At 41.5% G+C, this 24,485-nt stretch carries 27 protein-coding genes; 26 read left to right on the forward strand and 1 reads right to left on the reverse strand.

Features of this window, described 5'->3' with window-relative positions:
- Window positions 1-118: 118 nt before the first annotated feature.
- The 7 genes from FA727_RS12700 to wecB all read left to right on the forward strand — a co-directional run bounded on the left by FA727_RS12700 (window position 119) and on the right by wecB (window position 6,730).
- Window positions 119-559, forward strand: a complete 441-nt coding sequence (locus tag FA727_RS12700) for a low molecular weight protein arginine phosphatase (RefSeq protein WP_136831324.1) — start codon at window positions 119-121, stop codon at window positions 557-559.
- 23 nt (window positions 560-582) lie between these two features.
- Window positions 583-1,878: a methyl-accepting chemotaxis protein gene (locus FA727_RS12705; protein WP_136831325.1), complete on the forward strand. Its 1,296-nt coding sequence runs from the start codon at window positions 583-585 to the stop codon at window positions 1,876-1,878.
- A 178-nt stretch (window positions 1,879-2,056) separates the two neighbouring features.
- Window positions 2,057-2,500, forward strand: coding sequence for a ribose 5-phosphate isomerase B (gene rpiB, locus FA727_RS12710; RefSeq protein WP_136831736.1), 444 nt, complete (start codon window positions 2,057-2,059; stop codon window positions 2,498-2,500).
- 17 nt (window positions 2,501-2,517) lie between these two features.
- Window positions 2,518-3,090 (forward strand): TIGR01440 family protein, encoded by a 573-nt coding sequence (locus tag FA727_RS12715; RefSeq protein ID WP_136831326.1) that lies wholly within the window; start codon window positions 2,518-2,520, stop codon window positions 3,088-3,090.
- A 431-nt stretch (window positions 3,091-3,521) separates the two neighbouring features.
- The gene (glyA, locus tag FA727_RS12720; RefSeq protein WP_136831327.1) at window positions 3,522-4,763 is read left to right on the forward strand and encodes a serine hydroxymethyltransferase; all 1,242 of its coding nucleotides are present in this window, start codon (window positions 3,522-3,524) and stop codon (window positions 4,761-4,763) included.
- A 158-nt stretch (window positions 4,764-4,921) separates the two neighbouring features.
- Window positions 4,922-5,551, forward strand: coding sequence for a uracil phosphoribosyltransferase (upp, locus tag FA727_RS12725; RefSeq protein WP_126408162.1), 630 nt, complete (start codon window positions 4,922-4,924; stop codon window positions 5,549-5,551).
- Window positions 5,552-5,575: 24 nt separating this feature from the next.
- Window positions 5,576-6,730 carry a non-hydrolyzing UDP-N-acetylglucosamine 2-epimerase gene (gene wecB / locus FA727_RS12730; RefSeq protein WP_136831328.1) on the forward strand — a complete coding sequence of 385 codons (1,155 nt, stop codon included), beginning with the start codon at window positions 5,576-5,578 and terminating at the stop codon, window positions 6,728-6,730.
- A 165-nt stretch (window positions 6,731-6,895) separates the two neighbouring features.
- Here the strand turns inward: wecB and FA727_RS12735 are convergent, their stop codons facing one another.
- The gene (locus tag FA727_RS12735) at window positions 6,896-8,113 is read right to left on the reverse strand and encodes an IS110 family RNA-guided transposase (protein WP_136831330.1); all 1,218 of its coding nucleotides are present in this window, start codon (window positions 8,111-8,113) and stop codon (window positions 6,896-6,898) included.
- 379 nt (window positions 8,114-8,492) lie between these two features.
- On the opposite strand from FA727_RS12735, the gene FA727_RS12740 reads away from it, so the two are divergent.
- The 19 genes from FA727_RS12740 (at window position 8,493) to nuoK (ending at window position 24,462) form a co-directional block, all read left to right on the forward strand.
- Window positions 8,493-10,742 carry a S8 family serine peptidase gene (locus FA727_RS12740; RefSeq protein WP_136831332.1) on the forward strand — a complete coding sequence of 750 codons (2,250 nt, stop codon included), beginning with the start codon at window positions 8,493-8,495 and terminating at the stop codon, window positions 10,740-10,742.
- Window positions 10,743-10,968: 226 nt separating this feature from the next.
- Window positions 10,969-11,190, forward strand: a complete 222-nt coding sequence (locus FA727_RS12745; protein WP_136831334.1) for an AtpZ/AtpI family protein — start codon at window positions 10,969-10,971, stop codon at window positions 11,188-11,190.
- A 6-nt stretch (window positions 11,191-11,196) separates the two neighbouring features.
- A complete protein-coding gene (locus FA727_RS12750; RefSeq protein ID WP_136831336.1) occupies window positions 11,197-11,571 on the forward strand; it encodes an ATP synthase subunit I in 375 nt (124 codons plus the stop codon).
- 22 nt (window positions 11,572-11,593) lie between these two features.
- Window positions 11,594-12,319 carry a F0F1 ATP synthase subunit A gene (atpB, locus tag FA727_RS12755; RefSeq protein WP_136831338.1) on the forward strand — a complete coding sequence of 242 codons (726 nt, stop codon included), beginning with the start codon at window positions 11,594-11,596 and terminating at the stop codon, window positions 12,317-12,319.
- Window positions 12,320-12,383: 64 nt separating this feature from the next.
- Window positions 12,384-12,596, forward strand: coding sequence for a F0F1 ATP synthase subunit C (gene atpE, locus FA727_RS12760; protein ID WP_019153961.1), 213 nt, complete (start codon window positions 12,384-12,386; stop codon window positions 12,594-12,596).
- 118 nt (window positions 12,597-12,714) lie between these two features.
- Window positions 12,715-13,236: a F0F1 ATP synthase subunit B gene (atpF, locus tag FA727_RS12765; RefSeq protein WP_136831340.1), complete on the forward strand. Its 522-nt coding sequence runs from the start codon at window positions 12,715-12,717 to the stop codon at window positions 13,234-13,236.
- Between the two features lie 2 nt (window positions 13,237-13,238).
- On the forward strand, window positions 13,239-13,775 hold the full coding sequence (locus FA727_RS12770) for a F0F1 ATP synthase subunit delta (protein ID WP_136831342.1): 537 nt from the start codon (window positions 13,239-13,241) through the stop codon (window positions 13,773-13,775).
- 53 nt (window positions 13,776-13,828) lie between these two features.
- Entirely contained in the window at window positions 13,829-15,337 is a 1,509-nt protein-coding gene (gene atpA / locus FA727_RS12775) for a F0F1 ATP synthase subunit alpha (RefSeq protein ID WP_136831344.1), read from the forward strand.
- A gap of 75 nt (window positions 15,338-15,412) precedes the next feature.
- Window positions 15,413-16,270 (forward strand): ATP synthase F1 subunit gamma, encoded by an 858-nt coding sequence (gene atpG, locus FA727_RS12780; protein WP_136831346.1) that lies wholly within the window; start codon window positions 15,413-15,415, stop codon window positions 16,268-16,270.
- A gap of 329 nt (window positions 16,271-16,599) precedes the next feature.
- Window positions 16,600-18,021 (forward strand): F0F1 ATP synthase subunit beta, encoded by a 1,422-nt coding sequence (gene atpD / locus FA727_RS12785; protein ID WP_136831348.1) that lies wholly within the window; start codon window positions 16,600-16,602, stop codon window positions 18,019-18,021.
- Window positions 18,022-18,043: 22 nt separating this feature from the next.
- Window positions 18,044-18,445, forward strand: a complete 402-nt coding sequence (locus FA727_RS12790; RefSeq protein ID WP_136831350.1) for a F0F1 ATP synthase subunit epsilon — start codon at window positions 18,044-18,046, stop codon at window positions 18,443-18,445.
- Between the two features lie 467 nt (window positions 18,446-18,912).
- Window positions 18,913-19,287, forward strand: a complete 375-nt coding sequence (locus FA727_RS12795; RefSeq protein WP_136831352.1) for an NADH-quinone oxidoreductase subunit A — start codon at window positions 18,913-18,915, stop codon at window positions 19,285-19,287.
- A 26-nt stretch (window positions 19,288-19,313) separates the two neighbouring features.
- Entirely contained in the window at window positions 19,314-19,790 is a 477-nt protein-coding gene (locus FA727_RS12800) for a NuoB/complex I 20 kDa subunit family protein (protein ID WP_425456151.1), read from the forward strand.
- Between the two features lie 3 nt (window positions 19,791-19,793).
- Window positions 19,794-21,059: an NADH-quinone oxidoreductase subunit C gene (locus FA727_RS12805; protein ID WP_136831354.1), complete on the forward strand. Its 1,266-nt coding sequence runs from the start codon at window positions 19,794-19,796 to the stop codon at window positions 21,057-21,059.
- Between the two features lie 3 nt (window positions 21,060-21,062).
- Window positions 21,063-22,163: an NADH-quinone oxidoreductase subunit D gene (locus FA727_RS12810; RefSeq protein WP_136831356.1), complete on the forward strand. Its 1,101-nt coding sequence runs from the start codon at window positions 21,063-21,065 to the stop codon at window positions 22,161-22,163.
- Window positions 22,163-23,164, forward strand: a complete 1,002-nt coding sequence (gene nuoH / locus FA727_RS12815; protein ID WP_136831358.1) for an NADH-quinone oxidoreductase subunit NuoH — start codon at window positions 22,163-22,165, stop codon at window positions 23,162-23,164. Before FA727_RS12810 ends, nuoH begins: the two co-directional genes overlap by 1 nt.
- A 43-nt stretch (window positions 23,165-23,207) precedes the next feature.
- Complete coding sequence (gene nuoI / locus FA727_RS12820) at window positions 23,208-23,633, forward strand: NADH-quinone oxidoreductase subunit NuoI (protein ID WP_136831360.1); 426 nt, start codon at window positions 23,208-23,210, stop codon at window positions 23,631-23,633.
- Entirely contained in the window at window positions 23,630-24,151 is a 522-nt protein-coding gene (locus FA727_RS12825) for an NADH-quinone oxidoreductase subunit J (protein WP_136831362.1), read from the forward strand. Before nuoI ends, FA727_RS12825 begins: the two co-directional genes overlap by 4 nt.
- Window positions 24,148-24,462 (forward strand): NADH-quinone oxidoreductase subunit NuoK, encoded by a 315-nt coding sequence (gene nuoK / locus FA727_RS12830; RefSeq protein ID WP_136831364.1) that lies wholly within the window; start codon window positions 24,148-24,150, stop codon window positions 24,460-24,462. The genes FA727_RS12825 and nuoK overlap by 4 nt, the downstream gene beginning before the upstream one ends.
- Window positions 24,463-24,485 lie beyond the last annotated feature (23 nt).

A 24,485-nucleotide genomic window follows, 5' to 3' on the forward strand; every position in this document is an offset into this window, starting at 1 on the left:
GGAGCTTTTTTTAATTTGATAAAGTCAAAAAATTTACAGAAAAGTCGACATTTTTTACTATACTTACTGTTGAAGCTGGTAAAAATGTCATATAATGTAGAAAGAAGGAGGACCCAAAGTGAATAACATACTTTTTGTTTGCACGGGTAATACGTGTCGGAGTCCAATGGCAGCAGCTATTTTGAAAAGTAAAAATATTCCTGGGGTCGAGGTGCGCTCTGCCGGAGTGTATGCGGCGGACGGATATCCAGCCTCCCAACATGCACAACACGTGCTACAGGAGGAGAACATTGACCATCAGCATCAATCCGCGATGCTAACAAAGGATTTAATCAATTGGGCAACCTATATTTTTACTATGACGGAGAGTCATAAAGAGTCGATCATCTACATGTTTCCAGAGGGAAAAGAAAAAACATTTACGTTGAAAGAATTTGCTGGTCATGAATTTGACTGGGATATTATCGATCCGTTTGGTGGTTCGTTAGAAATGTATCGAAAGACCTACAAAGACATTCGTGAAAATATCGATAAAATAATAGAGAGATTACAGAACTAGGGATCGGAATTAGGAGGAGCAGCATGGAGGCAAAAAAGAAATATAAGTTTAGTTTAAGAAAGAAACTTGCTTTATTCATTACCATTTTAGCCATCATTACGTATACGACGAGTGGGTTTTTTATTTACTTTTTATACCCAATGGTAAAAGACAGCCTACCGTTTAGTGAACTAACATTCACGGTACTAACCTTGGCCCTTGGAATTGTATGGTCCGGAATTTTAGCAGCTCTGGCCGCTGGCTTCATTATTAAGCCATTGCAAAAGCTAGAAAAGGTTGCATTAAAAGCAGCTCATGGAGATATTTCCACAGAGGCAGAGCTTTCAAAATCGGATGATGAAATCCGTTCACTTGGAATTGCTTTTAACCACATGCTTCTAAATTTAAAAGACATGGTACAAAGAATAGACGAAAACTTCCGTGAAACGAATCAAAAGGTGATTGCGATTTCTAGTGAATCATCTATGGCAGCAGAACAGGCCGAACAAATTGCTAGAACAATTGGGGAAATCTCTGCTGGAGCAGATAACTCTGCAGTTTCCATTCAAGCAACAGCTGAATCTGTTGAAGATGTTATTTGCATTGCTGAAGAGGTTCAAAAAACAGCAAACGAATCTGGAAGAGTTTCAAAGGAATTAGTGACAGACCTACAACAATCAAAAGAGGTTATCAATTCATTAGTTTCCGGTATTCAAAGACTTGCACATGAAAACGAAGGTTCTTTGCAAACTGTTAAGAGATTAGAAGAGAATGCTTCAAAGGTTGAGCAAATTATCCAGCTTGTTGGGGATATTGCAGCTCAAACAAACCTACTTGCCTTGAATGCTTCAATTGAAGCGGCTCGTGCAGGTGAGCATGGAAAAGGTTTTGCGGTTGTAGCTGAAGAGGTCCGCACACTAGCTGATGAAAGTGCGAAGGCGGTTCAAGGAATTTCTGAGCTTATAAAAAATATTCAAGAAGAAGTTCAAAATGTCGTGAAGCAAATCACTGATCAGGTGCAAGTAGCAAATCAAGAAGCACAAAAAGGTAGTAAAACAAATGAAGTCATTGAATCGATGACGGAAACTGTGAATGAAATGGCTGAATCTGTTTCAAAAATTACGACTTTAGTAGATAAACAGATGGAAAGCATTCATCATACATCCACACAATCACAAGAGGTTGCGGCCATTGCTGAAGAAACGTCTGCAGGTGCACAAGAAGTGACAGCGGCAACGAGCAATCAAGCACAAGTGATTGAAAATGTGGAAAAGCACGCATTCGAATTAAAAGAACAAGCTGAAGAATTGAAGAATACAATTTCAAGATTCAAGCTGTAAAAGGGACAAGGGGACAGGTTCCTTGTCCCCAGCAGAAAACAGGCTCTCTGGATAGGGAGTCTGTTTTAATGTTTTCAGCTTTATATTTTTGGTGCGATATGTCAAAATGAAATCGTGAACAAGTTTGTAATTAATATTGAATTATGCGGGAAATGTATCATTAGAGGAGGCAAAACAAATGAAAGTTGCAATTGCGTCAGATCATGGTGGTATTAATATTCGTGAAGAAATTAAATCGTTAATGGACGAGTTAGGCATTCAATATGAGGATTTTGGTTGTGAGTGTGAAGGTTCTGTTGATTACCCTGATTATGCATTGCCAGTAGCAGAAAAAGTGGCGGCTGGAGAATTCGATCGCGGCATTCTGATTTGTGGAACTGGAATTGGCATGAGCATTGCGGCTAACAAGGTGAAAGGCATTCGTTGTGCCCTTGTGCATGACGTGTTCAGTGCGAAGGCGACACGTCAACATAATGATACCAATATGCTGGCAATGGGAGAGCGCGTAATCGGCCCTGGTCTTGCACGTGAAATTGCGACTACTTGGCTTTCAACAGAGTACGAAGGTGGACGTCACGCAAATCGTGTTGGCAAAATCACTGACTACGAAAGCAAGCACTAAACATCGGAGGGATTGGCATGTCTGCTGATTTGCAAAGCTGGAAGCAGCAATTCGAAACGATTTTAGATGAATTTCAGCAACAAGTCACCTTGAAAAAGAATCAGGTCTTTGTCATCGGTTGCAGTACGAGTGAAGTAATTGGCCAAAAAATTGGAACAGCAGGCTCGTTGGACGTAGCTGGGATGATTTTTACACAACTACAGGAACTTCAAAAGAAAACAGGAATTCAGCTTGCTTTTCAATGTTGTGAACATCTGAATCGAGCGATTGTTGTTGAAAGAGAAACAGCGGAGCAGCGGGGGCTCGATGAGGTAACAGTAGTGCCAGTTCGTAAGGCAGGTGGGGCGATGGCCACTTTCGCCTATCAGCATTTGCACGATCCAGTCGTGGTTGAGCATATTCGAGCCGAAGCGGGCATCGACATAGGTGATACATTGATTGGTATGCATTTAAAACATGTTGCCGTTCCTGTAAGGGTTTCGCTGAAAGCCCTTGGGAATGCGCATATCAATTTAGCAACGACACGACCAAAATTAATTGGCGGCGTGCGGGCTGTTTATGAAAAAAAACCTGAAAATGAATCTTGCTAATGGAGTTTCTGTCTTGTGACAGGAGCTCTGTTTTTCTGTTTTAAACACCTGATTCGATAATAAAAGGAAAAAATCCGCTTATTAAGTAATTATTATTAAAAAAGGCTTAAATAAACGGAGTAATTTCCCCTATAGGCTCGAAAAACCTGAAAATGAGGTATTTTGCTTTGCATAGTCGGAAAAAATCCGCTTATTAACCCCGAAACGAGCTCGACTTTACATTTAACCGGAAAATTTCCGCTTATGTTGCAGGTTACTCGATTCAGGAAAAGCTCCAAGTGACAGGAACTCTCTAAAAAAACGAACAATTATTTCGAAATAGCGTCATATTATTCGGAATTTATTATTTTTGATCCTTGCGAATTTCGGATATACAGATTAAAATTGAAAACATGTTAATACATATTTCGGAATACGAGGGGGATTATACGATGAAGCATTTAGCACAGCAGGATGAACAAGTTTTTCAAGCGATCCAAAAAGAATTGGGACGTCAGCGTGGGAAAATTGAGTTAATTGCATCTGAAAACTTCGTTAGTGAAGCAGTAATGGAAGCACAGGGATCTGTTTTAACAAATAAGTATGCTGAGGGCTACCCAGGTAGACGTTACTATGGTGGCTGTGAATATGTCGATGTGGTGGAAGATCTAGCTCGCGACCGTGCAAAGGAAATCTTCGGTGCCGAGCATGTCAATGTTCAGCCTCATTCTGGTGCTCAAGCGAACATGGCCGTATATTTCACGATTCTCGAGCATGGTGATACGGTTTTAGGGATGAATCTTTCTCATGGTGGACACTTAACACATGGAAGTCCTGTTAACTTCTCGGGTGTTCAATACAATTTCGTTGAGTACGGAGTGGACGAAGTATCTCACACAATCAATTATGACGATGTGTTGGAAAAAGCACGTACTCATAAGCCAAAGTTGATTGTTGCCGGTGCTAGTGCGTACCCTCGTGTGATCGATTTCAAGCGTTTCAGAGAAATCGCTGATGAAGTAGGCGCATATTTGATGGTGGATATGGCTCATATCGCTGGCCTTGTCGCTGCTGGCCTTCATCCAAACCCAGTACCATATGCAGATTTTGTGACAACAACTACGCATAAAACACTTCGCGGTCCACGTGGAGGAATGATTTTATGCAAAGAAGAATTCGCGAAGAAAATTGATAAATCGATTTTCCCTGGAATTCAAGGTGGTCCGTTAATGCACGTAATCGCGGCAAAGGCCGTTTCCTTTGGTGAAGCTTTACAAGATAGCTTTAAGGACTATGCTGCTGCCATTATGACGAATGCAAAGCATTTAGCTGAAGAGCTACAAAAAGAAGGTCTAACAATTGTATCAGGTGGAACTGACAACCATCTATTATTAGTAGATGTGCGTTCCCTTGGAATTACAGGAAAAGTAGCGGAGCATGTCCTTGATGAAGTGGGCATTACCGTTAATAAAAATACAATCCCTTACGATCCAGAAAGTCCATTTGTTACAAGTGGAGTTCGTATCGGAACGGCTGCTGTAACATCTCGTGGATTTGGTGCCGCAGAAATGGAAGAGATCGCTTCAATTATCAGCTTTACATTGAAAAATCATGACAATGAGGCGAAGCTTGATGAAGCCAAGCAACGTGTTGAAGCTTTAACAAGCAAATTCCCGCTCTATCAAGACAGATAATGATTCAAAAAGGTGAGATTCCATTGCGGAGTTTCACCTTTTTCGTGTCATTTCGCTAACATTTTCAAGTATGAGTTGCTCTTAAAAAACTTTTTCTGTAAAATTAGACGAAGTGTGTATTGAACAATAGTTAATCGATAAAAAAAGGAGAGAAAGCAATGGCAAAAGTATACGTTTTTGATCACCCATTAATCCAACACAAACTTACATACATTCGTGAAAAAGGGACTGGAACGAAGGAGTTCCGCGAGCTAGTGGACGAAGTTGCAACATTAATGGCTTTTGAAATTACTCGTGATATGCCCCTTGAGGAAATCGAAATTGAAACACCAGTAAGTAAGACAACGTCTAAAGTTCTTTCTGGTAAAAAACTTGGAATCATTCCAATTCTGCGTGCAGGAATCGGAATGGTGGATGGAATCCTAAAGCTTATCCCAGCTGCTAAGGTTGGCCATATCGGACTTTACCGTGATCCAAAAACACTAAAGCCTGTTGAATACTATGTAAAATTACCAAGCGATGTTGAAGAAAGAGATTTCATCGTCGTTGACCCAATGCTTGCAACAGGTGGCTCTGCTATTGAAGCGATTCACTCCTTGAAAAATCGTGGTGCAAAACATATCAAATTTATGTGCTTAATCGCTGCTCCAGAAGGTGTTGAAGCAGTTAAAGAAGCTCACCCAGATGTTGATATTTATATCGCTGCATTAGATGAAAAATTAAACGAAAAAGGCTATATCGTTCCTGGTCTAGGAGACGCAGGAGATCGCCTATTTGGTACGAAGTAAAAGTAAAGAAAGTTGGTGTTCAACATGAACAAGCCGATTAAAGTCATGACTATTTTTGGGACAAGACCTGAAGCAATCAAAATGGCACCGCTCGTTCTTGAGCTTCAAAAGTACCCAGAGAGATTCGAATCGATTGTAACGGTAACGGCTCAGCATCGCCAAATGCTGGACCAAGTGCTAAATATTTTTGGCATTACACCTGATTATGATTTAAATATTATGAAGGACCGCCAAACCCTTGTTGATGTCACAACTCGTGGTCTAGAAGGTCTAGATAAAGTTATGAAAGAAGTTAAGCCTGATATTGTCCTCGTACATGGTGACACGACAACTACTTTTATCGCGAGCTTAGCTGCATTTTATAATCAAATTGTTGTTGGACACGTGGAAGCGGGTCTACGTACTTGGAATAAGTACTCGCCATTCCCAGAGGAAATGAACCGCCAGTTAACAGGGGTTATGGCTGACCTACATTTTTCGCCTACGACGATGTCTGCGGAAAATTTACGCCGTGAAAACAAGAAGGAAGAGAGTATCTTTGTTACGGGGAATACGGCAATTGACGCGTTAACAACAACGGTAAAAGAAGAGTATCATCATGAAGTTTTAGATAGCCTTGGTGACGATCGTTTAATCCTTTTAACCGCTCACCGTCGTGAAAACCTTGGAGAGCCAATGCGCAATATGTTCCGTGCGGTTAAACGCATTGTGGACGAGCAAAGGGATGTACAAGTTATTTACCCAGTTCATTTAAACCCAGTCGTGCGTGAAATTGCAGACGAAATTCTAGGCAATGACCCACGTATTCGTTTAATCGAGCCGCTTGATGTGATCGATTTCCATAACTTTGCATCAAGAGCACATCTGATTTTAACAGACTCAGGCGGCGTGCAAGAGGAAGCACCTTCACTTGGAGTGCCAGTTCTTGTGTTGCGCGATACGACTGAGCGTCCAGAGGGAATTGAAGCTGGTACATTAAAGTTAGCGGGTGTAGATGAGGATACTATCTATAATCTTGCTACTGAACTGTTAACAGATGACGCAGCTTATGAAAAGATGGCGAAAGCAGTGAATCCGTACGGTGATGGTGAAGCATCTCGACGCATTTGCGATGCGATTAGCTACTACTTCAAGCAATCATCAGAAAGACCGAACCCATATAATCCATTGAAAAACTGACCTTTTGGGGTCAGTTTTTCTTACGTCTAGTCAAGTATTTTTAGAATATTTCTTCTTGATGAGTTCATTGCTTTGTTAGGGGACAAAAGGAAGAGACGACAAATAAGCCTGGTCCATAATCATTTTTTGAATAGGCTTAAGTATGTGTTAGAATGTGAGGTATAACTATGATGAGGTGGCTAGCCGGTAGTCATAGCTTATACCGTGTGTGATTAAATGAAAGATGCTCTTTAGTAGTTTATTCACACAAGCGATGGACGCAACTTTATGACATTTGTTATAGGGTTGCGTTTTTAATTTGTCGTAATAATCAACAATGTGGTTATTCCCATTTCGGCGTAGCCTGATCATATTTTGAATGATAATAAACAGTAGCTTACGTAAGTGCTTATTTCCACGTTTGTTAATCTTGTCTTTATAGAAGGACTTCCCAGATTGAAAACGTCTGATATCAATACCTGCGAATGCATTGAGTTGTTTATTATTACTAAATCTGAATATATCTCCAATCTCAGCCATTAGCCTTACAGCTGTATTGGGGCCTATACCTGGAAAACTTAGAAGGAGCTCATATTCTACTCGTTGATCAGCTAGTTTAATCATTTTCCCGATACATTGGTCTTTTTCATTTAGAAGTTCTTGAAAACGTTTGGAGTAGATTCTTACTTGTTCACAAAGGACATCATCTGGTGAAACAGCTGGATAGGATTGTTCGGCAGCTAGTAGTAGTTCCTGTGCTTTCTTTTCAGCCCTGTTCTTAGAAATATTTTTATTGGTATTCGCTATAATTTTGTTACGAATAACTGTTTTTGAGTGCCCAATTAAAAAGTCGGGGTGAGGGAATAGTTGGGCAATGTTTAAAAACAAATTCGACTTTCTTGTGAAAATGTTCTCGAGTTCTGGAAAGGTCTCCTGCATAACCTTATGTAGTCGATTGCGAATAACCCCTAATTCGTCGTCCAGCTCACTGTAGAATCGCGAAAGTGATTTCAGTTGATCAAAGACTGAATCAGACACCGTTTTTTCTTTTCTATCCATCGAAAAATGAGTTAAGGCTAATTTATGTGCATCACTTCGATCGGTTTTATGAATTCGTAAGGAATCACATTGGATTTTTGCCTCTAAAGGATTCAATAAGCAATAAGGGTAGTGGTTCTCTTTCATAAAACGTTCTAAAGCCTTTGAGTAGACCCCTGTAGATTCAAACACGATTTCAGGGGATATTCCATAGCTATTAATTATTTGATTAATCCTTAATTTGACTTCATTAAAGCCTAGTTTAGTGTGAGTAAATTCCCCTTCGTATAAACACTCTTTATACGAGTTGTATATAACCATGTAACTTTTTCCCATACTTACATCAAATGAAATAACATGTTTCACGTTCCCTTCACCTCTCCCTAGTACGATTGAAGACTTCATTTTACACTTATCGATTCCCATTTCTTATACACGATCTCAAGGATCCAACATACTTAAACCTGATTCAAATAAGGTAAATGAAGAAGGCCAGTTTTTATGACGGATTCTAGATCCTAAAACTGACACGGCCTATTCTTCATTTCTACTATATAAAAAAATAGTAGCGCTAACCAATGCCTTGGTCTGCACTACTAATCTTAGTATGTTTTTGTGAGATTCTATCGCCGTCAGTTCACGAACGTAATTAAATCCACCCACCATCCCACCAAAATTACAAACTAACCTCACGCATACTCTCATCGAAACTAGAACATTCTATGGAAAAAGAGGATGTTTTACCATGAAAAAATTTCTCATCACAGTCATACTGCTAGCCATCACACAAACTACATACGCACGCCAGCTTGAACATCCTCCAATCCCTGAGGAATCACCACAAACCGAAAAAATCGCTATCGTCACCTCGCAAAATCCACTAACCGAAACAGCAATCAAAAATATTCTCAACGACTATCCTGATCTCAAATTAAGATACACTTTTCAGCATGCCCTCAATGGTTTTTCCGTAAAAGGTAGCCTGGCATCGCTCACAAAGCTTGAAGAATCTAACAGAGTTGAGCTCGTCTCTCAGGTGCAAACCTACAAAACTCAAATGGAAGACAATATTGAAATTATCGGCAGCGATGAAGCAAGAGGACTGTTTGACCAAGGCGATCATCGTCTAACGGGCAAAGGAGTCAAAGTCGGAATTATTGATACGGGCATCGACTACAACCACCCTGACCTAAGAAGAAGTTATAAAGGCGGGCATGATTTGGTTGATGGGGACAAGGATCCGATGGAATCAGAAGCACTTCAAACTCCAATTACCCTTCATGGCACACATGTTGCCGGAGTCATCGCAGCGAACGGACGAATTAATGGAGTGGCTCCAGAAGCGGAGGTCATTGCTTACCGTGCACTTGGTCCTGGTGGAGCAGGAACAACCGAGCAAGTACTTGCGGCCATTGAACAAGCAATCAAGGACAAGGTCGATGTCCTCAATTTGTCCCTTGGGAACAACGTTAATGGGCCAGACCTCCCGATTAGTCTAGCGCTTAATAAAGCAGCTGAAAAAGGCATTGTCCCAGTGACCTCGTCTGGAAATTCAGGACCGAATATGTGGACGGTCGGATCACCTGGGACTGCGACGAAAGCCATATCTGTCGGAGCTTCAACACCCACACTAAAAGTTCCGTATTTAACCATCGATGGACTAACTGAACCAGTTCGACTCGAACCGATGCAAGGAGCGCAAAGTTGGAAGCTTGATCGTTCCTATCCGATCGTGTTTGGGAGATTAGGGAAGCCGAATGAATTAACGAATGCGAGAGGGAAAATTGTCCTCCTTGAAAGGGGCGAACTTACTTTTACCGAAAAAGCGAATAACTCTAAACGAGCGGGAGCGGTAGCAGTCGTGATCTACAACAATGTAAATGGAAGTTTCATTGGGAATCTAGAGGCTGAGATTGATATTCCGGTAACGACTATTTCAAAAAAAGATGGCAAACGACTCAAAGCACAAATCACGGACAATGCCTATGCCCGCACAAATATAATAGAAGAAAAGGATCTCCTTGCAGACTTTAGTTCGCGCGGACCAGTTACCTCTACATGGGAGGTTAAGCCAGATGTGGTTGCACCGGGGGTTGCTATCACTAGCACGGTTCCCGGTGGCTACCTCGCACTGCAAGGAACTAGTATGGCAGCTCCTCATGTGGCAGGGGCGAGTGCCCTCATCAAGCAGGCACATCCAGATTGGTCGCCTGAAGAAATCAAAGCTTCCCTAATGAATACGGCTAAACCACTAAACGATCAAAAAGGTCATAGTTATCGTACCTATGAACAAGGGGCGGGCCGAATTCAAGTAGAGGATGCGATTAAAACAAATTCGCTCGTTCTGCCGTCCTCTCTTCAATTTGGGAAATTTAAGCTAGCAGAAGAACCACATACTCATAGACAATATGTCACAATCGAAAATGTGAGCGACGAGCAGCAATCCTATTCGTTTACAATTCCGAAATATGAACAGGGAATCAGTTGGGAAATGCCGATGTTTTTTACCCTAAAGCCGAAGGAGAAAAAGAAAGTTGCCATCAAGATGACGGTTAATCCAAAAGAATTAAAGAAAAAAATCCATGATGGTTATATTGAACTGCAGGCTGGTTCGCAAAATATTCGCTTGCCCTATTTGTATGTGTTAGAAGAGCCGAACTATCCACGCGTAATGGGCTTTGACTTTGGGCTAGGTGATAAGCCAGGAACCTATCGATATGAGGTGTATTTGCCAGGTGGGGCAGATGAGTTTGGGATTGCGCTCTTTAATCCGGATACGTATCAATTTGTTGGATTTTTAGACGCAAAAAGAAAAGTTGGAAAAGGACAATTAAAAGAAGAAATATCGTTCAAGGATTTGCCGGAGGATGGATTGTATTTGGCGAAAATTTTTGCGAGAAAACATGGGAAGGAGGATATGATCGAAACTACAATTTTTATTGTGAAAGAGATTGTGGAACAAGAAAAAAATATTATGCAATATGTTAACGAATGAAAATTTGAAAATTTTGTGAACATGTATAAAATTGGCTGTTATTCCTGTGATCTTTTTCACTATAAACGCATTGACATTGATTTGTCCCTATTGTATGCTTACAAAGGGTATAAATGGTAAGGTTTTCACAACCGTTATATAACAAAGCGTTTATACTTTTTTGCAATAATATGAAGTCACCAATAACAGCCTTCTTACCATTCTCTTAAAGAGAGGATGCGTTACAATGAAACAGAATAATCGCCACCCATTCCAAGCGATGGCGTTAATGTCCGCGATTCTTTCTCAATTAGTCGGATCCGTGCTGATTGGCATCTTCCTTGGGAGATGGCTCGATCGCGAAATTGGAACCGAACCACTTTTCTTAATTATTGGATTATTAATCGGTTTAGCAGCGGGTGTATACGCAATGCTACGATTAGTCCAACATTTCTTTTCAGGAGAATAATCAACGATGCCGGATGTACAAACAATCTACCGACAACAGCAGAAATACATACTTTTTTTGTTATCCATCTATGTTCTAGGCTGGGGCTTCACAACATATAAAACTATCTTTTTAGGTTTAATTCTTGGAACTGCTTTTGGCCTCTTTAATATGTGGCTACTTGCAAAACGGATGGACAAGTTCGGTAAGGCGGTCGTTAGTGGAGGGAGAGTTCGCTCTCTTGGGATGATTTCTAGAATGGCAACAGCTATTTTAGCAGTCATGCTCTCGGTTAAGTATCCTGATGTAATCCATTTGTACAGCGTGATTTTGGGTTTGATGACACCATATTTTGTCATTATGATAGAATTTTTTAAGCAAGCGATTCATCCGCATAATTAACTAAAGAAGAGAGGTGAATACTGTGCATCATGGAGCTCCATTATATCATTTAGATTTTTTTGGTATCACAACGATTACCTTTAATTTAGCAAATGTGCTCATGATTACGATTGCCAGTGCCATTGTATTTTTAATCGCTGTGCTTTCGACCAGAAGGCTGGTCATGAAACCGACGGGAATGCAAAACTTTTTCGAATGGGTCATGGATTTTGTGAAAAACATCATCAACAGCACGATGGATTGGAAAGACGGTGGACGGTTCCACATATTAGGAATCACAATTATCATGTATATTTTTGTATCCAATATGTTAGGACTACCATTCTCGATTACCCATGATGGTGTATTATGGTGGAAATCACCAACAGCTGACCCAGTAGTAACATTAACGTTAGCAACATTGGTAGTGGTACTTTCCCATTACTACGGCGTCAAGCTAAAAGGGTTCTCATCCTACGGGAAAGAGTTCTTCAAACCATTTTGGTTTATGTTCCCGATTAAGATCATTGAGGAATTTGCGAACACTTTAACTCTTGGTCTTCGTCTTTACGGAAACATCTATGCAGGGGAAATCCTTTTATCATTACTAGCAGGAAGCCTTGCAACAGGAATAGGCGGCCACTTGGCTGCAATTGTACCAATGTTAGCTTGGCAAGGATTCTCAGTCTTTGTCGGCGCAATCCAAGCATTCATTTTCTGTATGTTAACAATGGTTTACCTCTCACACAAAGTGAGTTCAGACCATTAATATAAACCTTGTTCAATCATTGGACAAATAAACTATTTTTATACATTTAAGGAGGAAATTTATAATGGGTCTTATAGCAGCAGCAATCGCAATCGGTTTAGCAGCACTAGGTGCTGGTATTGGTAACGGTCTTATCGTATCTCGTACAGTTGAGGGTATCGCTCGTCAACCAGAAGCACGTGGTATGCTTCAAACTACAATGTTCATCGGGGTTGCATTAGTTGAGGCGATTCCTATCATCGCGGTTGTTATCGCGTTCATGGTAATCGGTGGTTAATCATTAATTAATATGTTAAAAATGGCGAAGATCTTTTATGAGTAGCTTCGCCATTCCTTTATGTCAATAATCATTCTTTTATTGAAGTGAACGACTCTTGAAGGGAGTGAACCTGAGGGTGTTAACAAATAGTCTAGTTTTAGGTGCTGCAGAAGCACATAGTGGTTTTAACAGTGGAGATATTGCATTCCAGTTAATCGCGTTCTTAATTTTGATGGCTTTACTTAAAAAGTTTGCATGGGGACCATTAATGGGCATCATGAAACAACGTGAAGACCACATTGCAAATGAAATAAATTCTGCTGAGCAAAGTCGTACTGAAGCTCACCAATTAGTAGAAGAACAGCGCAATCTTTTAAAAGAAGCGCGTACAGAAGCACAAGGCTTAATTGAAAACGCGAAAAAGCAAGGTGACCTCCAACGTGAGGAAATTATCGCATTAGCGCGTACAGAAGCTGAACGCTTAAAAGAATCTGCAAAGCTTGAGATTGATCAGCAAAAAGAAAAGGCTGTCGCAGCTATTCGCGAGCAAGTCGCTTCTCTATCTGTTCTAATCGCTTCTAAAGTTATTGAAAAAGAGCTATCTGTTGAAGATCAAGAAAAGCTAATTAACGAATACATTCAAGAAGGCGGGAGATAACGATGAGTAGCTCAGGTGTAGCAAAACGCTATGCATCGGCTCTTTTCCAGCTCTCGAAAGAACATAACCTTCTTGACCAGATGGAAGCAGAGCTTCGTGTAGTAAAAGAGGTATTGGTAGATAATGCTGAATTAAATGCTGTCTTAAAATCTCCAAAGCTTCCAATTGAAAAGAAGAAAGAGATTTTGAAGAATGCATTTTTACAAGTAAATACATATGTGTTAAATACACTTATGTTATTAATCGACCGCCATCGTGTGGATGAAATGGCAGCTGTTGCTGATGAATTTATCCAATTGGCAAATGAAGATAGAGGAATTGCTGAAGCACAAGTATACACGATTCGTCCTTTAACAGACGAAGAACGTGAGGCTTTATCTTCAACTTTTGCGAAAAAGGTTGGCAAAACTTCTCTTCGTATCAAAAATATCGTGGATTCTAACTTGCTCGGTGGCGTAAAGGTTCGCATCGGAAATCGTATTTTCGACGGCTCTTTAAGTGGAAAACTAGAGCGTTTAGAAAGAACACTTTTAAGTTAAGAACAGTACTTGCGTCGTTGAACGCATTCTATTCGTAGATAGGGGTGAAACTCATGAGCATCAATTCTGAAGAAATTAGTGCGCTGATAAAAAAGCAGATTGAAAACTATCAGTCGGAAATTCAAGTGAGTGATGTAGGTACGGTTATCACAGTCGGTGACGGTATCGCTCGTGCTCATGGCCTCGACAATGTCATGGCTGGAGAGCTTCTTGAATTTTCAAATGGCGTTATGGGTATGGCACAAAACCTTGAAGAAAATAACGTCGGTATCATTATTTTAGGACCTTTCACAGAAATCCGTGAAGGTGACGAAGTTCGTCGTACAGGCCGTATCATGGAGGTTCCTGTAGGTGAAGAACTAATTGGTCGTGTCGTGAATTCACTAGGACAACCAGTGGATGGCATGGGTCCAGTTAATACAACAAAAACTCGCCCAATTGAAAGTCCAGCTTTCGGTGTTATGGATCGTAAATCCGTACACGAGCCACTTCAAACTGGAATTAAAGCGATTGACGCACTTGTGCCAATCGGACGCGGACAACGTGAGTTAATCATCGGTGACCGTCAAACTGGTAAAACATCTGTTGCAATCGATACAATCTTGAACCAAAAGGGTCAAGACATGATCTGTATCTATGTGGCAATCGGACAAAAAGAATCAACAGTTCGTGGACTTGTTGAAACTTTACGTAAAAATGGTGCAATGGAGTATTCAATCGTTGTTACTGCATCTGCATCTCAACCAGCTCCATTGCTATACCTAGCTCCTTATGCTGGTGTATCAATGGCTGAAGAGTTCATGTTACAAGGAAAACACGTGTTAGTCGTTTATGATGACTTAACAAAACAAGCATCTGCTTATCGTGAACTTTCCCTATTATTACGTCGTCCTCCAGGTCGTGAAGCATATCCAGGGGATGTATTCTACTTACACAGCCGTTTGTTAGAGCGCGCTGCGAAGTTAAGTGATGCAAAGGGTGCTGGTTCAATCACAGCTCTTCCATTCATCGAAACACAAGCAGGTGACGTTTCTGCATATATCCCAACAAACGTTATTTCTATTACAGATGGACAAATTTTCTTACAATCTGACCTATTCTTCTCTGGTGTACGTCCAGCGATCAATGCCGGTCTTTCCGTATCTCGTGTAGGAGGATCTGCGCAAATTAAAGCGATGAAGCAAGTAGCTGGTACATTACGTCTTGACCTTGCTTCATACCGTGAGCTTGAGGCATTTGCTCAATTCGGTTCTGACCTCGATAAAGCAACTAAAGCGAAATTAGAGCGTGGTGCTCGTACAGTAGAGGTATTAAAACAAGATCTGAACAAGCCATTAAAAGTAGAAAAGCAAGTTGCGATTCTATATGCGTTAACACGTGGCTTCTTAGATGATATTCCGTTACAGGATATTCGTCGTTTCGAATCTGAATTCCTTTCATGGTTAGACCACAATCACAAGAATGTGTTAGACCATATTGCTACTACGAAAGTGCTTCCAACTGATGATGAAATGGCAGCAGCAATTAACGAATTCAAAAAATCTTTCGCAGTATCTGAGTAATACTGGCCTAATATAGCAGGTGTGGGTTTCTTATACCCCCCTGCTCGACAATCTTGAAAAGGTGGTGAGAATTAAGTGGCATCATTACGCGATATAAAAAATAAAATCACGTCTACTAAGAAAATGAGTCAAATAACCAAAGCAATGGAAATGGTTTCAGCATCCAACTTTAGCCGTGCTGAAGGGAATGCGAAGGCATTTGTCCCTTATATGGAGAAAATCCAAGAAGTGACTGCATCTGTAGCACTTGGTAGTAGCGGTGTAGCCCATCCAATGTTAGTAAATCGTCCAGTAAAGAAAACGGCTTACTTAGTCATTACGGCTGAACGTGGACTTGCGGGAGCTTTTAATAGTAACGTATTGCGTGCAGCAATGCAGGCTATTCAGAAGAACCATACATCAAAGGATGAGTATGTTATCATTTCTCTTGGAAAAGTAGGACGTGAATTCTTTAGGAAGCGCGATATGAATATTGCCCTTGATTTAACAGCAATCGCTAATCAACCGACTTTTGCCGAGGTAAAAGATACGGTAAATAAAACGATTGGTATGTTTATCGACGGAGCGTTTGATGAATTGTATATGTACTATAATCATTTTGTCAATCCGATTCAAAATGACGTTGTAGAGAAAAAAATTCTACCTCTCACCGATATTGCTACTTCTAAAAAGCCTATGAGCTACGAATTCGAGCCTTCAGCAGAAGAGATTTTAGAAGTATTACTTCCTCAATATGCAGAGAGCTTAATTTTCGGAGCCCTTTTAGATAGTAAAGCGGGAGAGCATGCAGCCCGAATGAATGCGATGAAAAGTGCAACCGATAATGCGAAAGACCTTATCGATTCATACAGCCTCTTGTTCAACCGTGCAAGACAGGCTGCCATCACGCAAGAAATCACCGAAATCGTCGGTGGAGCTGCAGCGTTGGAATAAAGAAAAAATAATCAAATTGAACATATAAGCTAGAACTGTCTAGCTGCGACGCCTACCTCTCGAGTGAAAAAAGGAAACCTTTTTTCCTTGGTTATAAGCCCATCCGTCAAGGAGGTTAAAGAACAACCTCCATGCCGGCTAGTCTTATATTTGTCGGAGGTGAACGAGGCGTCTCCGCATTTTCATAATTGTCTAGCTACAGGCGCTATCGGCTCGAGGTCACAAGCCAATCCGTCAAGGAGGTTAAAGAACAACCTCCATGCCAGCTTGTCTTGTGCTTGTCGCCGATAAACGAGCGCCTTACGCATTTCTGATTAGGAGGGAATAAGATGAATAAAGGACGCGTTGTTCAAGTTATGGGTCCGGTTGTTGACGTGAAATTCGAAAGCGGCCAACTACCTGCAATCTATAACGCATTAACAATTTTTAACGAAGCGCGTAACGAATCTGAAGTTGCTATCAACTTAACTCTTGAAGTTGCCCTTCATTTAGGTGATGATACGGTTCGTACTATTGCAATGGCTTCAACTGACGGATTAACTCGTGGAGCTGAAGCTGTTGACTCAGGTGGACCAATCTCTGTTCCTGTTGGGGACGTTACATTAGGACGCGTATTCAACGTACTTGGTGACAACATCGACCTTGATGCACCAATTCCTGCTGGTGTTCGTCGTGATGCTATCCACAGAGAAGCGCCTAAATTTGAACAACTTTCAACTGAAGTTGAAATTCTTGAAACTGGAATTAAAGTAGTAGACCTTCTTGCTCCATATATCAAAGGTGGAAAAATCGGTCTATTCGGTGGTGCCGGTGTAGGTAAAACCGTTTTAATCCAGGAGTTAATCAACAACATCGCACAAGAACACGGAGGTATCTCTGTATTCGCTGGTGTTGGTGAGCGTACCCGTGAAGGGAACGACCTTTACCACGAAATGACGGATTCAGGCGTTATCAAGAAAACTGCCATGGTATTCGGACAAATGAACGAGCCACCTGGAGCACGTATGCGTGTTGCTCTTACAGGATTAACTATGGCTGAATATTTCCGTGATGAGCAAGGACAAGACGTTCTATTCTTCATGGATAACATCTTCCGTTTCACGCAAGCAGGTTCGGAAGTTTCAGCCCTTTTAGGACGTATGCCATCAGCCGTAGGTTACCAGCCAACTCTTGCAACTGAAATGGGTAAATTACAAGAACGTATCACATCTACTAACGTAGGTTCTGTTACATCTATCCAAGCGATTTATGTACCTGCCGATGACTATACGGATCCGGCTCCAGCTACAACTTTCGCTCACTTAGATGCAACGACTAACCTTGAGCGTAAGCTTTCTGAGATGGGTATCTACCCTGCGGTGGATCCTCTTGCTTCAACTTCTCGTGCATTGTCACCAGATATCGTTGGAGAAGAGCACTACGCGGTAGCTCGTGAAGTTCAGTCTACTCTACAAAAATACAAAGAATTACAAGATATTATCGCAATGCTAGGTATGGATGAGCTTTCTGACGAGGATAAGCTTGTTGTACAACGTGCACGCCGTATTCAAGTATTCTTATCTCAGAACTTCCACGTTGCTGAACAGTTTACTGGACAGCCAGGTTCATACGTACCTGTAAAAGAAACTGTTAAAGGTTTCAAGGAAATTCTTGAAGGCAAATGGGACCACCTTCCAGAAGATGCATTCCGTCTTGTTGGACGTATCGAAGACGTCATCGAGAATGCAAAGAAAATGGGCGTAGAGGTCTAATCTAGGACCAGGAGGGTAAAAAATGAAGACGATTAAAGTCAGTGTTGTTACTCCCGATGGCCCGGTGTATGAATCAGATGTGGAAATGGTCAGCACAAAAGCTCTAAGCGGTGAGCTTGGGATTTTACCTGGGCACATTCCGATGGTTGCACCGTTACAAATAGGAGCCGTTCGCTTAATTTCGGGCGGAAATACAGAATATATCGCAGTGAGTGGTGGCTTACTTGAGGTTCGACCTGAACAAGTAACGATCCTGGCTCAAGCTGCTGAAGTATCATATGAAATCGATGTCGATCGTGCATTGAAAGCAAAGGAACGCGCAGAGAATCTTTTACACCAGCAAAAGCAGGAAAATGTTGATTTCAAACGCGCAGAACTAGCTCTAAAAAGAGCGATCAACCGCTTAGACGTTGCGGGCAAATAATCGATAAAACCACACCTTCCAGTGTATTGCTGGGAGGTGTTTTTTGATTGTATGGGAAAGTTGTCTGTTTTAGAGGGTTCGTTCTCTTCATAGTATTCCTCACAAACCCAAAATAGGTAATTTCATCCACATCCTCACAAATTGCAAGACATTCTCATATTCTCCAAACCAATCCAATAATTATATAAGACGAGGTCATTTATCTCTCTCTTTAAAAATTTCTGCAAAATTGAACAAAATTTGACAAAACTCACAGACAAACGAAGAAAACTACCATTAAATTGTAATTAGAAAGAAAGGAGGAAAGGCACCGAAAAAAGCAATCCTTTTTTCAAAAAAATAGATTAGCAGATCTGTTGTTAAAAGTCTCCAGGCTTTGTCGACACCAGTTTCTAACAATGTTATAATGAATTCGGTTACAAATTGTAAAGTTTTGAAAAGTTTTACGACTTTGGAGGGGAAGGGGTATGGAACTTTTTAACTTATATCAGAATAACTATCTGATTGTAGTAGTGTTTCTGTGTCTCGGGGTAATTTTACCTGTGGTGGCGCTGTTTTTAGCCAAGCTGTTACGTCCGCACGTACCGTCGGAAGCGAAATATACCACATATGAAAGCGGTAACGATCCATTTAATGATTCACTAGTTCAATTTAATGTTCGTTACTATATTTTTGCCCTGTTATTCGTCATTTTTGATGTGGAAACAGTCTTTTTGTATCCATGGGCTGTTGCCTATGAAAAATTAGGCATCTTTGCGCTCATAGAAATGCTAATTTTCGTATTCATGCTACTAATCGGACTTGTCTATGCGTGGAAGAAGAAGGTGCTAAAATGGATTTAAAATTAGAGAATATTTCACCAGAAGAAATGGAAGAAGTACAGCGTTCCGTACTAATGGCTTCATTAGAACAAATAAAAGGTTGGGCTCGGAGTAATTCATTGTGGCCAATGACATTCGGGCTTGCTTGTTGTGCCATCGAAATGATGGCTTCTAGTAGTGCCCATTACGATTTAGACCGTTATGGCACATTTTATCGTAACTCACCTCGTCAATCTGATGTCATGATCGTATCAGGTACTGTGACGAAGAAAATGGCGCCAATCTTAAGACGTTTATACGATCAAATGGCAGAACCAAAATGGGTAATTGCGATGGGCTCTTGTGCTACTGCAGGTGGACCGTATGTCAAATCCTATTCTGTGGTAAAAGGTGTGGATCAAATCGTGCCAGTGGATGTGTATATTCCTGGTTGCCCACCCAATCCAGCTGCCCTAATCTATGGAATTAATAAACTTAAAGAAAAGATCCGTTACGAGGCGAAAACCGGGAAGAGGGTGATCTAATCGATGAGCGGGGAAAAAGATTTAGAACAACTAAAAAGAGAAGCTGCAGAAAAAGCGAAAGCTGCTGCTCTAGCAAAAAGAAAAGCGATGGAGCAAAAGGAAGCTGCAGCTGAAACGCCAGTAGAATCTCCAGCAGAAGATGAAGAAGACATGGCGAAGAAAAAGGCTGCCGCAGCGGCAAAAGCAAAAGCCGTAGCCTTAGCGAAAAAGAAAGCAATGGAGCAAGCGGAAGCTGCAACTGAAGCACCAGCCGAAGCTGAACCAGAATCTCCAGCAGAAGATGAAGATATGGCGAAGAAAAAGGCTGCTGCAGCAGCGAAGGCAAAAGCCGCAGCCCTAGCGAAAAAGAAAGCAATGGAGCAAGCGGAAGCCTCAACTGAAGCGCCAGCCGAATCCGTAACTTCTGAAGACGATAAGGACCTCGCGAAGAAAAAAGCAGCCGCTGCAGCAAAAGCAAAAGCCGCAGCCGCCGCAGCCGCGAAAGCGAAAGCTGCACGCATGGCAAAAGAAGAAGGCACCGAATCAACTGAATCAGCTCCAGCAAGCGATGATGAAAAGGCGAAAGCGATTGCCGCTGCCAAAGCAAAAGCAGCCGCAGCCGCGAAGGCAAAAGCGGCAGCCAAGGCGAAACAGGAAGGTGCCGAATCAGATCCAGCGGCGGAGTCAGCGGGCGACGACGAAAAAGCGAAAGCCATCGCAGCGGCAAAAGCAAAAGCCGCCGCGGCCGCAAAAGCAAGAGCCGCAGCAGCAGGAAAGACAGCCGAGGCACCTGCAGAAGAGCAGAGGCCTTCAGCCAATCAGCCTTATCTTGATAAATTCGTGAAAGTCATTGAGGAGCACTTAGGCAAGGAAGTTCTAGAAGAATCCTATATTAATAGACTCTCCAAAGACGTTCCGACACTCGTGGCGAAGCGTGAATTCTATTTTAAAATCGCTCAATTCTTGAAATACAACGAGCAACTCGGCTTTGATTATCTTTCTGAGCTACATGGGGTTGACTATGAAACACATATGGAAGTGTATGTGCACTTATATTCCTACATAAACAGTCAATCTGTTGCGTTAAAAGTGAAACTAGATCGTGATGAACCAGCTATTGAATCATTGTGTAACCTTTGGGCAGGTGCAAACTGGCCTGAGTGTGAGGCTTATGATTTACTAGGAATTCAATTCCATAATCATCCGAATTTACACCGGATCATGCTTGGGGAAGAATGGGTTGGTCATCCGCTTAGAAAAGACTATGAACCGTATGATGTGGAGGTGTAAAGCGTGTTACGAACAGAAGAAATGCTTTTGAACGTAGGACCTCAGCATCCGAGTACGCACGGTGTTTTTCGACTCATTTTAAAAATCGACGGGGAAACGATTAAGGAAGCAAAGCCAGTCATCGGCTACCTTCACCGTGGAACAGAGAAGCTGGCGGAAGACCTTCAATACACACAAATCATTCCCTACACCGACCGGATGGACTATGTCTCTGCAATGACCAACAATTATGTGATCTGTCACGCTGTTGAAACGATGATGGGAATCGAAGTACCAGAACGCGCAGAATTTTTACGCGTAATGGCGATGGAACTTGGACGTGTATCAAGCCATCTGTTGTGGTGGGGCACATTCGTCCTTGACCTTGGGGCGACAAGTCCGCTACTCTATGCTTTCCGTGAAAGAGAAATGATTCTTAATTTATTAAATGAACTTTCTGGGGCTCGTTTAACCTTCAACTATATGCGTGTTGGTGGCGTTAAATGGGATGCGCCAGAGGGTTGGGTTGATAAGGTACGAGAATTCATTCCTCATATGCGCGAGCAAATCAAGGGCTATCACGACCTTGTAACGGGCAATGAAATTTTCTTGAATCGTGTAAAAGGAATCGGAAAATACACCAAAGAGGATGCTTTGAATTATTCTCTAAGTGGACCGAATCTTCGCTGTACTGGCGTCAAGTGGGATCTTCGTAAAAATGAGCCATACTCCATTTACGACCGCTTCAATTTTGATGTACCGGTTCGCGAAGAAGGAGATGTCCTCTCTCGTTACCATGTGCGTTTTGCCGAGATAGAGGAAGCTTTGAAAATATTAGAACAATGTGTAGAGCAGTTTCCAGAAGAAGGTCCAATCCTTGCGAAAGTACCAAAAATCATTAAAGCACCAAAAGGAGAAGCCTTTGTACGAATCGAATCTCCTCGTGGAGAAATCGGCTGCTACATTGCAAGTGATGGTAAAAAGGAGCCGTATCGTCTAAAATTTAGAAGGCCATCATTTTATAATCTGCAAATCCTCCCGAAATTACTAGAGGGAGAAAGCATTTCAAACTTAATTGCCATTCTAGGAGCAGTAGATATCATCCTAGGGGAGGTGGACGGCTAATGATAGAGGGTTTATTACATGATCAAGCAAGTCTATTAAACTTTGTAATTTTCTTTGTCCTCGCTGCCGTTTTACTATTAGTGATACTCGGTTTTGTTACATATGCGATTTTAGCAGAGCGAAAGGTAATGGGATTTATGCAGATGCGCTACGGACCGAATCAGGTTGGGGGTCCGTGGGGATTACTGCAAACTGTTGCAGACGTTCTGAAGCTTTTATTAAAAGAAGATACGATTCCGAAATTAGCGGATAAACCGTTATTTATTCTGGCTCCCGTAATCGCGTTTGCGCCATCCTTCATGGTTGTGGCGACAATCCCGTTTACCGACAAGCTACAGTTTGCTGATATCGGTGTTGGACTTCTCTATTACATTGCCGTTTCGGGGCTAACAACCATTGGGGTTGTGATGGCAGGTTGGTCATCCAATAACAAATTCGCGTTGCTTGGAGGTATGCGTGCGGCGGCACAGATGATTTCGTATGAAATTCCGCTTGTCATGTCTGTTCTCGGGGTCATTCTTTTAACAGGAAGCTTGAACCTTAACGAAATCGTCGCAGCACAGGAGAATGTCTGGTATATCCTCCTTCAGCCGATTGGCTTTATCGTCTTTTTCATCGCTTCAGTGGCCGAATTGAACCGGATTCCATTTGACCTTCCAGAAGCAGAAAACGAGCTAATTGCTGGATACTTTGTTGAATACTCCGGATTCCGTTGGGCCTTCTTTATGCTCTCTGAATACGTGTATATGTTTGCAATGGCGTCTTTAACAACAGTCCTATTCTTAGGTGGTTGGCTGCCATTATTCTCATTCCTAGACTTCATCCCAGGTGCCGTTTGGTTCGCACTGAAATTTAGTCTAGTGATATTTATTTTATTATGGTTCCGAAGCACGTTCCCGCGTATTAAGGCGGACCAACTAATGGAATTCGGCTGGAAAGTATTATTACCAGTCGCACTCGCCAATATCTTCCTCACTGCAATCATCAAAGAACTACTATAATCATGGGAGAATAATCACTTTATGGTAAAAAGGGGTGAAGAACATGCTTGGGTTTGGATTAGCAAAAGGTTTAAAGTATACCCTGAAAAACTTAACGAAGGAAAAACCAACATACGATTATCCAAATAAACCAATTCCATTACCCGATCGTTTTCGAGGCATCCAGAAGTTTTACCCGGAAAAATGTATTGTCTGCAATCAATGCGCTAATATTTGTCCGACGGATTGCATTCAATTGACGGGGAAAAAGCATCCGGATCCGACGAAAAAAGGGAAAGTCATCGATACGTATGACATCAACTTTGAAATTTGTATCCTTTGTGATTTATGTACAGAGGTTTGTCCGACAGAAGCCATTGTCATGACAAATAATTTTGAGCTTGCTGAATACAGTCGCGATGAGTTATTTAAAAATCTAGAATGGCTCGATGAAAATGACGAGAATGTTCGGAAGGTGAATAAAGCATGACCTTTTCTGGTGAATTATTAGCGTTTCTTTGTCTCGCTTTAGTCGCAGTCATCGGTGGTGTGCTTTTACTGAATTTGACGAAAGTCGTGCATATGGTCGTCGCACTTGTGTTCACGTTTATCAGCCTTGCTGGTATCTACGTACTTCTATCTGCAGAATTCGTAGCTGTTGTTCAAGTGCTGATTTATTCAGGAGCCATCACGATCATCATGCTATTTGGAATCATGCTGACTCGACATAACGATACGAGCGAGCCCAAAGGAGGAGCCCTAAAGAAAATCTTTCTTTTCTTAGGTGTTCTAGGATTTGGTGTTGCCGTCTATATTGGCATTTATAATTTAGACTTCAACCCACAAGCAACTACTTTACATGAAAATAATACAGAGCAAATCGGGATGGCGCTCTATTCCAAATACATCATTCCATTTGAGTTAACCTCTGTTCTGCTATTAGTCGCATTGATCGGCGCGATTATTTTAGCGAAAAATGACAATAAAAAGGAGGCGGATAAGGAATGAGTAGTGTTCCCGTTGCAGCCTACCTAACCCTTGCTTTAATCTTGTTTTGCATCGGTTTATACGGTGCTTTGACAAAAAGAAATACGGTTATCGTATTAATTTCAATAGAATTAATGTTGAATGCCGTCAATATTAATCTAGTAGCTTTTAGCAAGTTCGGCATGATTCCGTCTATTACAGGTCAGGTCTTTGCCTTATTTGCGATTGCGGTTGCTGCAGCAGAAGCGGCAGTCGGACTAGCGATCTTAATCGCTCTTTACCGCAACAAGAAAACCGTTAATATTGATGAAATGAATGACCTTAAATCTTAAACTTTTCTATGACCCGCATCAAA

Origin of the sequence: Robertmurraya kyonggiensis, from assembly GCF_005116465.1 — a bacterium.
In the GTDB taxonomy this organism is placed as follows: Bacteria; Bacillota; Bacilli; order Bacillales; family Cytobacillaceae; genus Robertmurraya; species Robertmurraya kyonggiensis.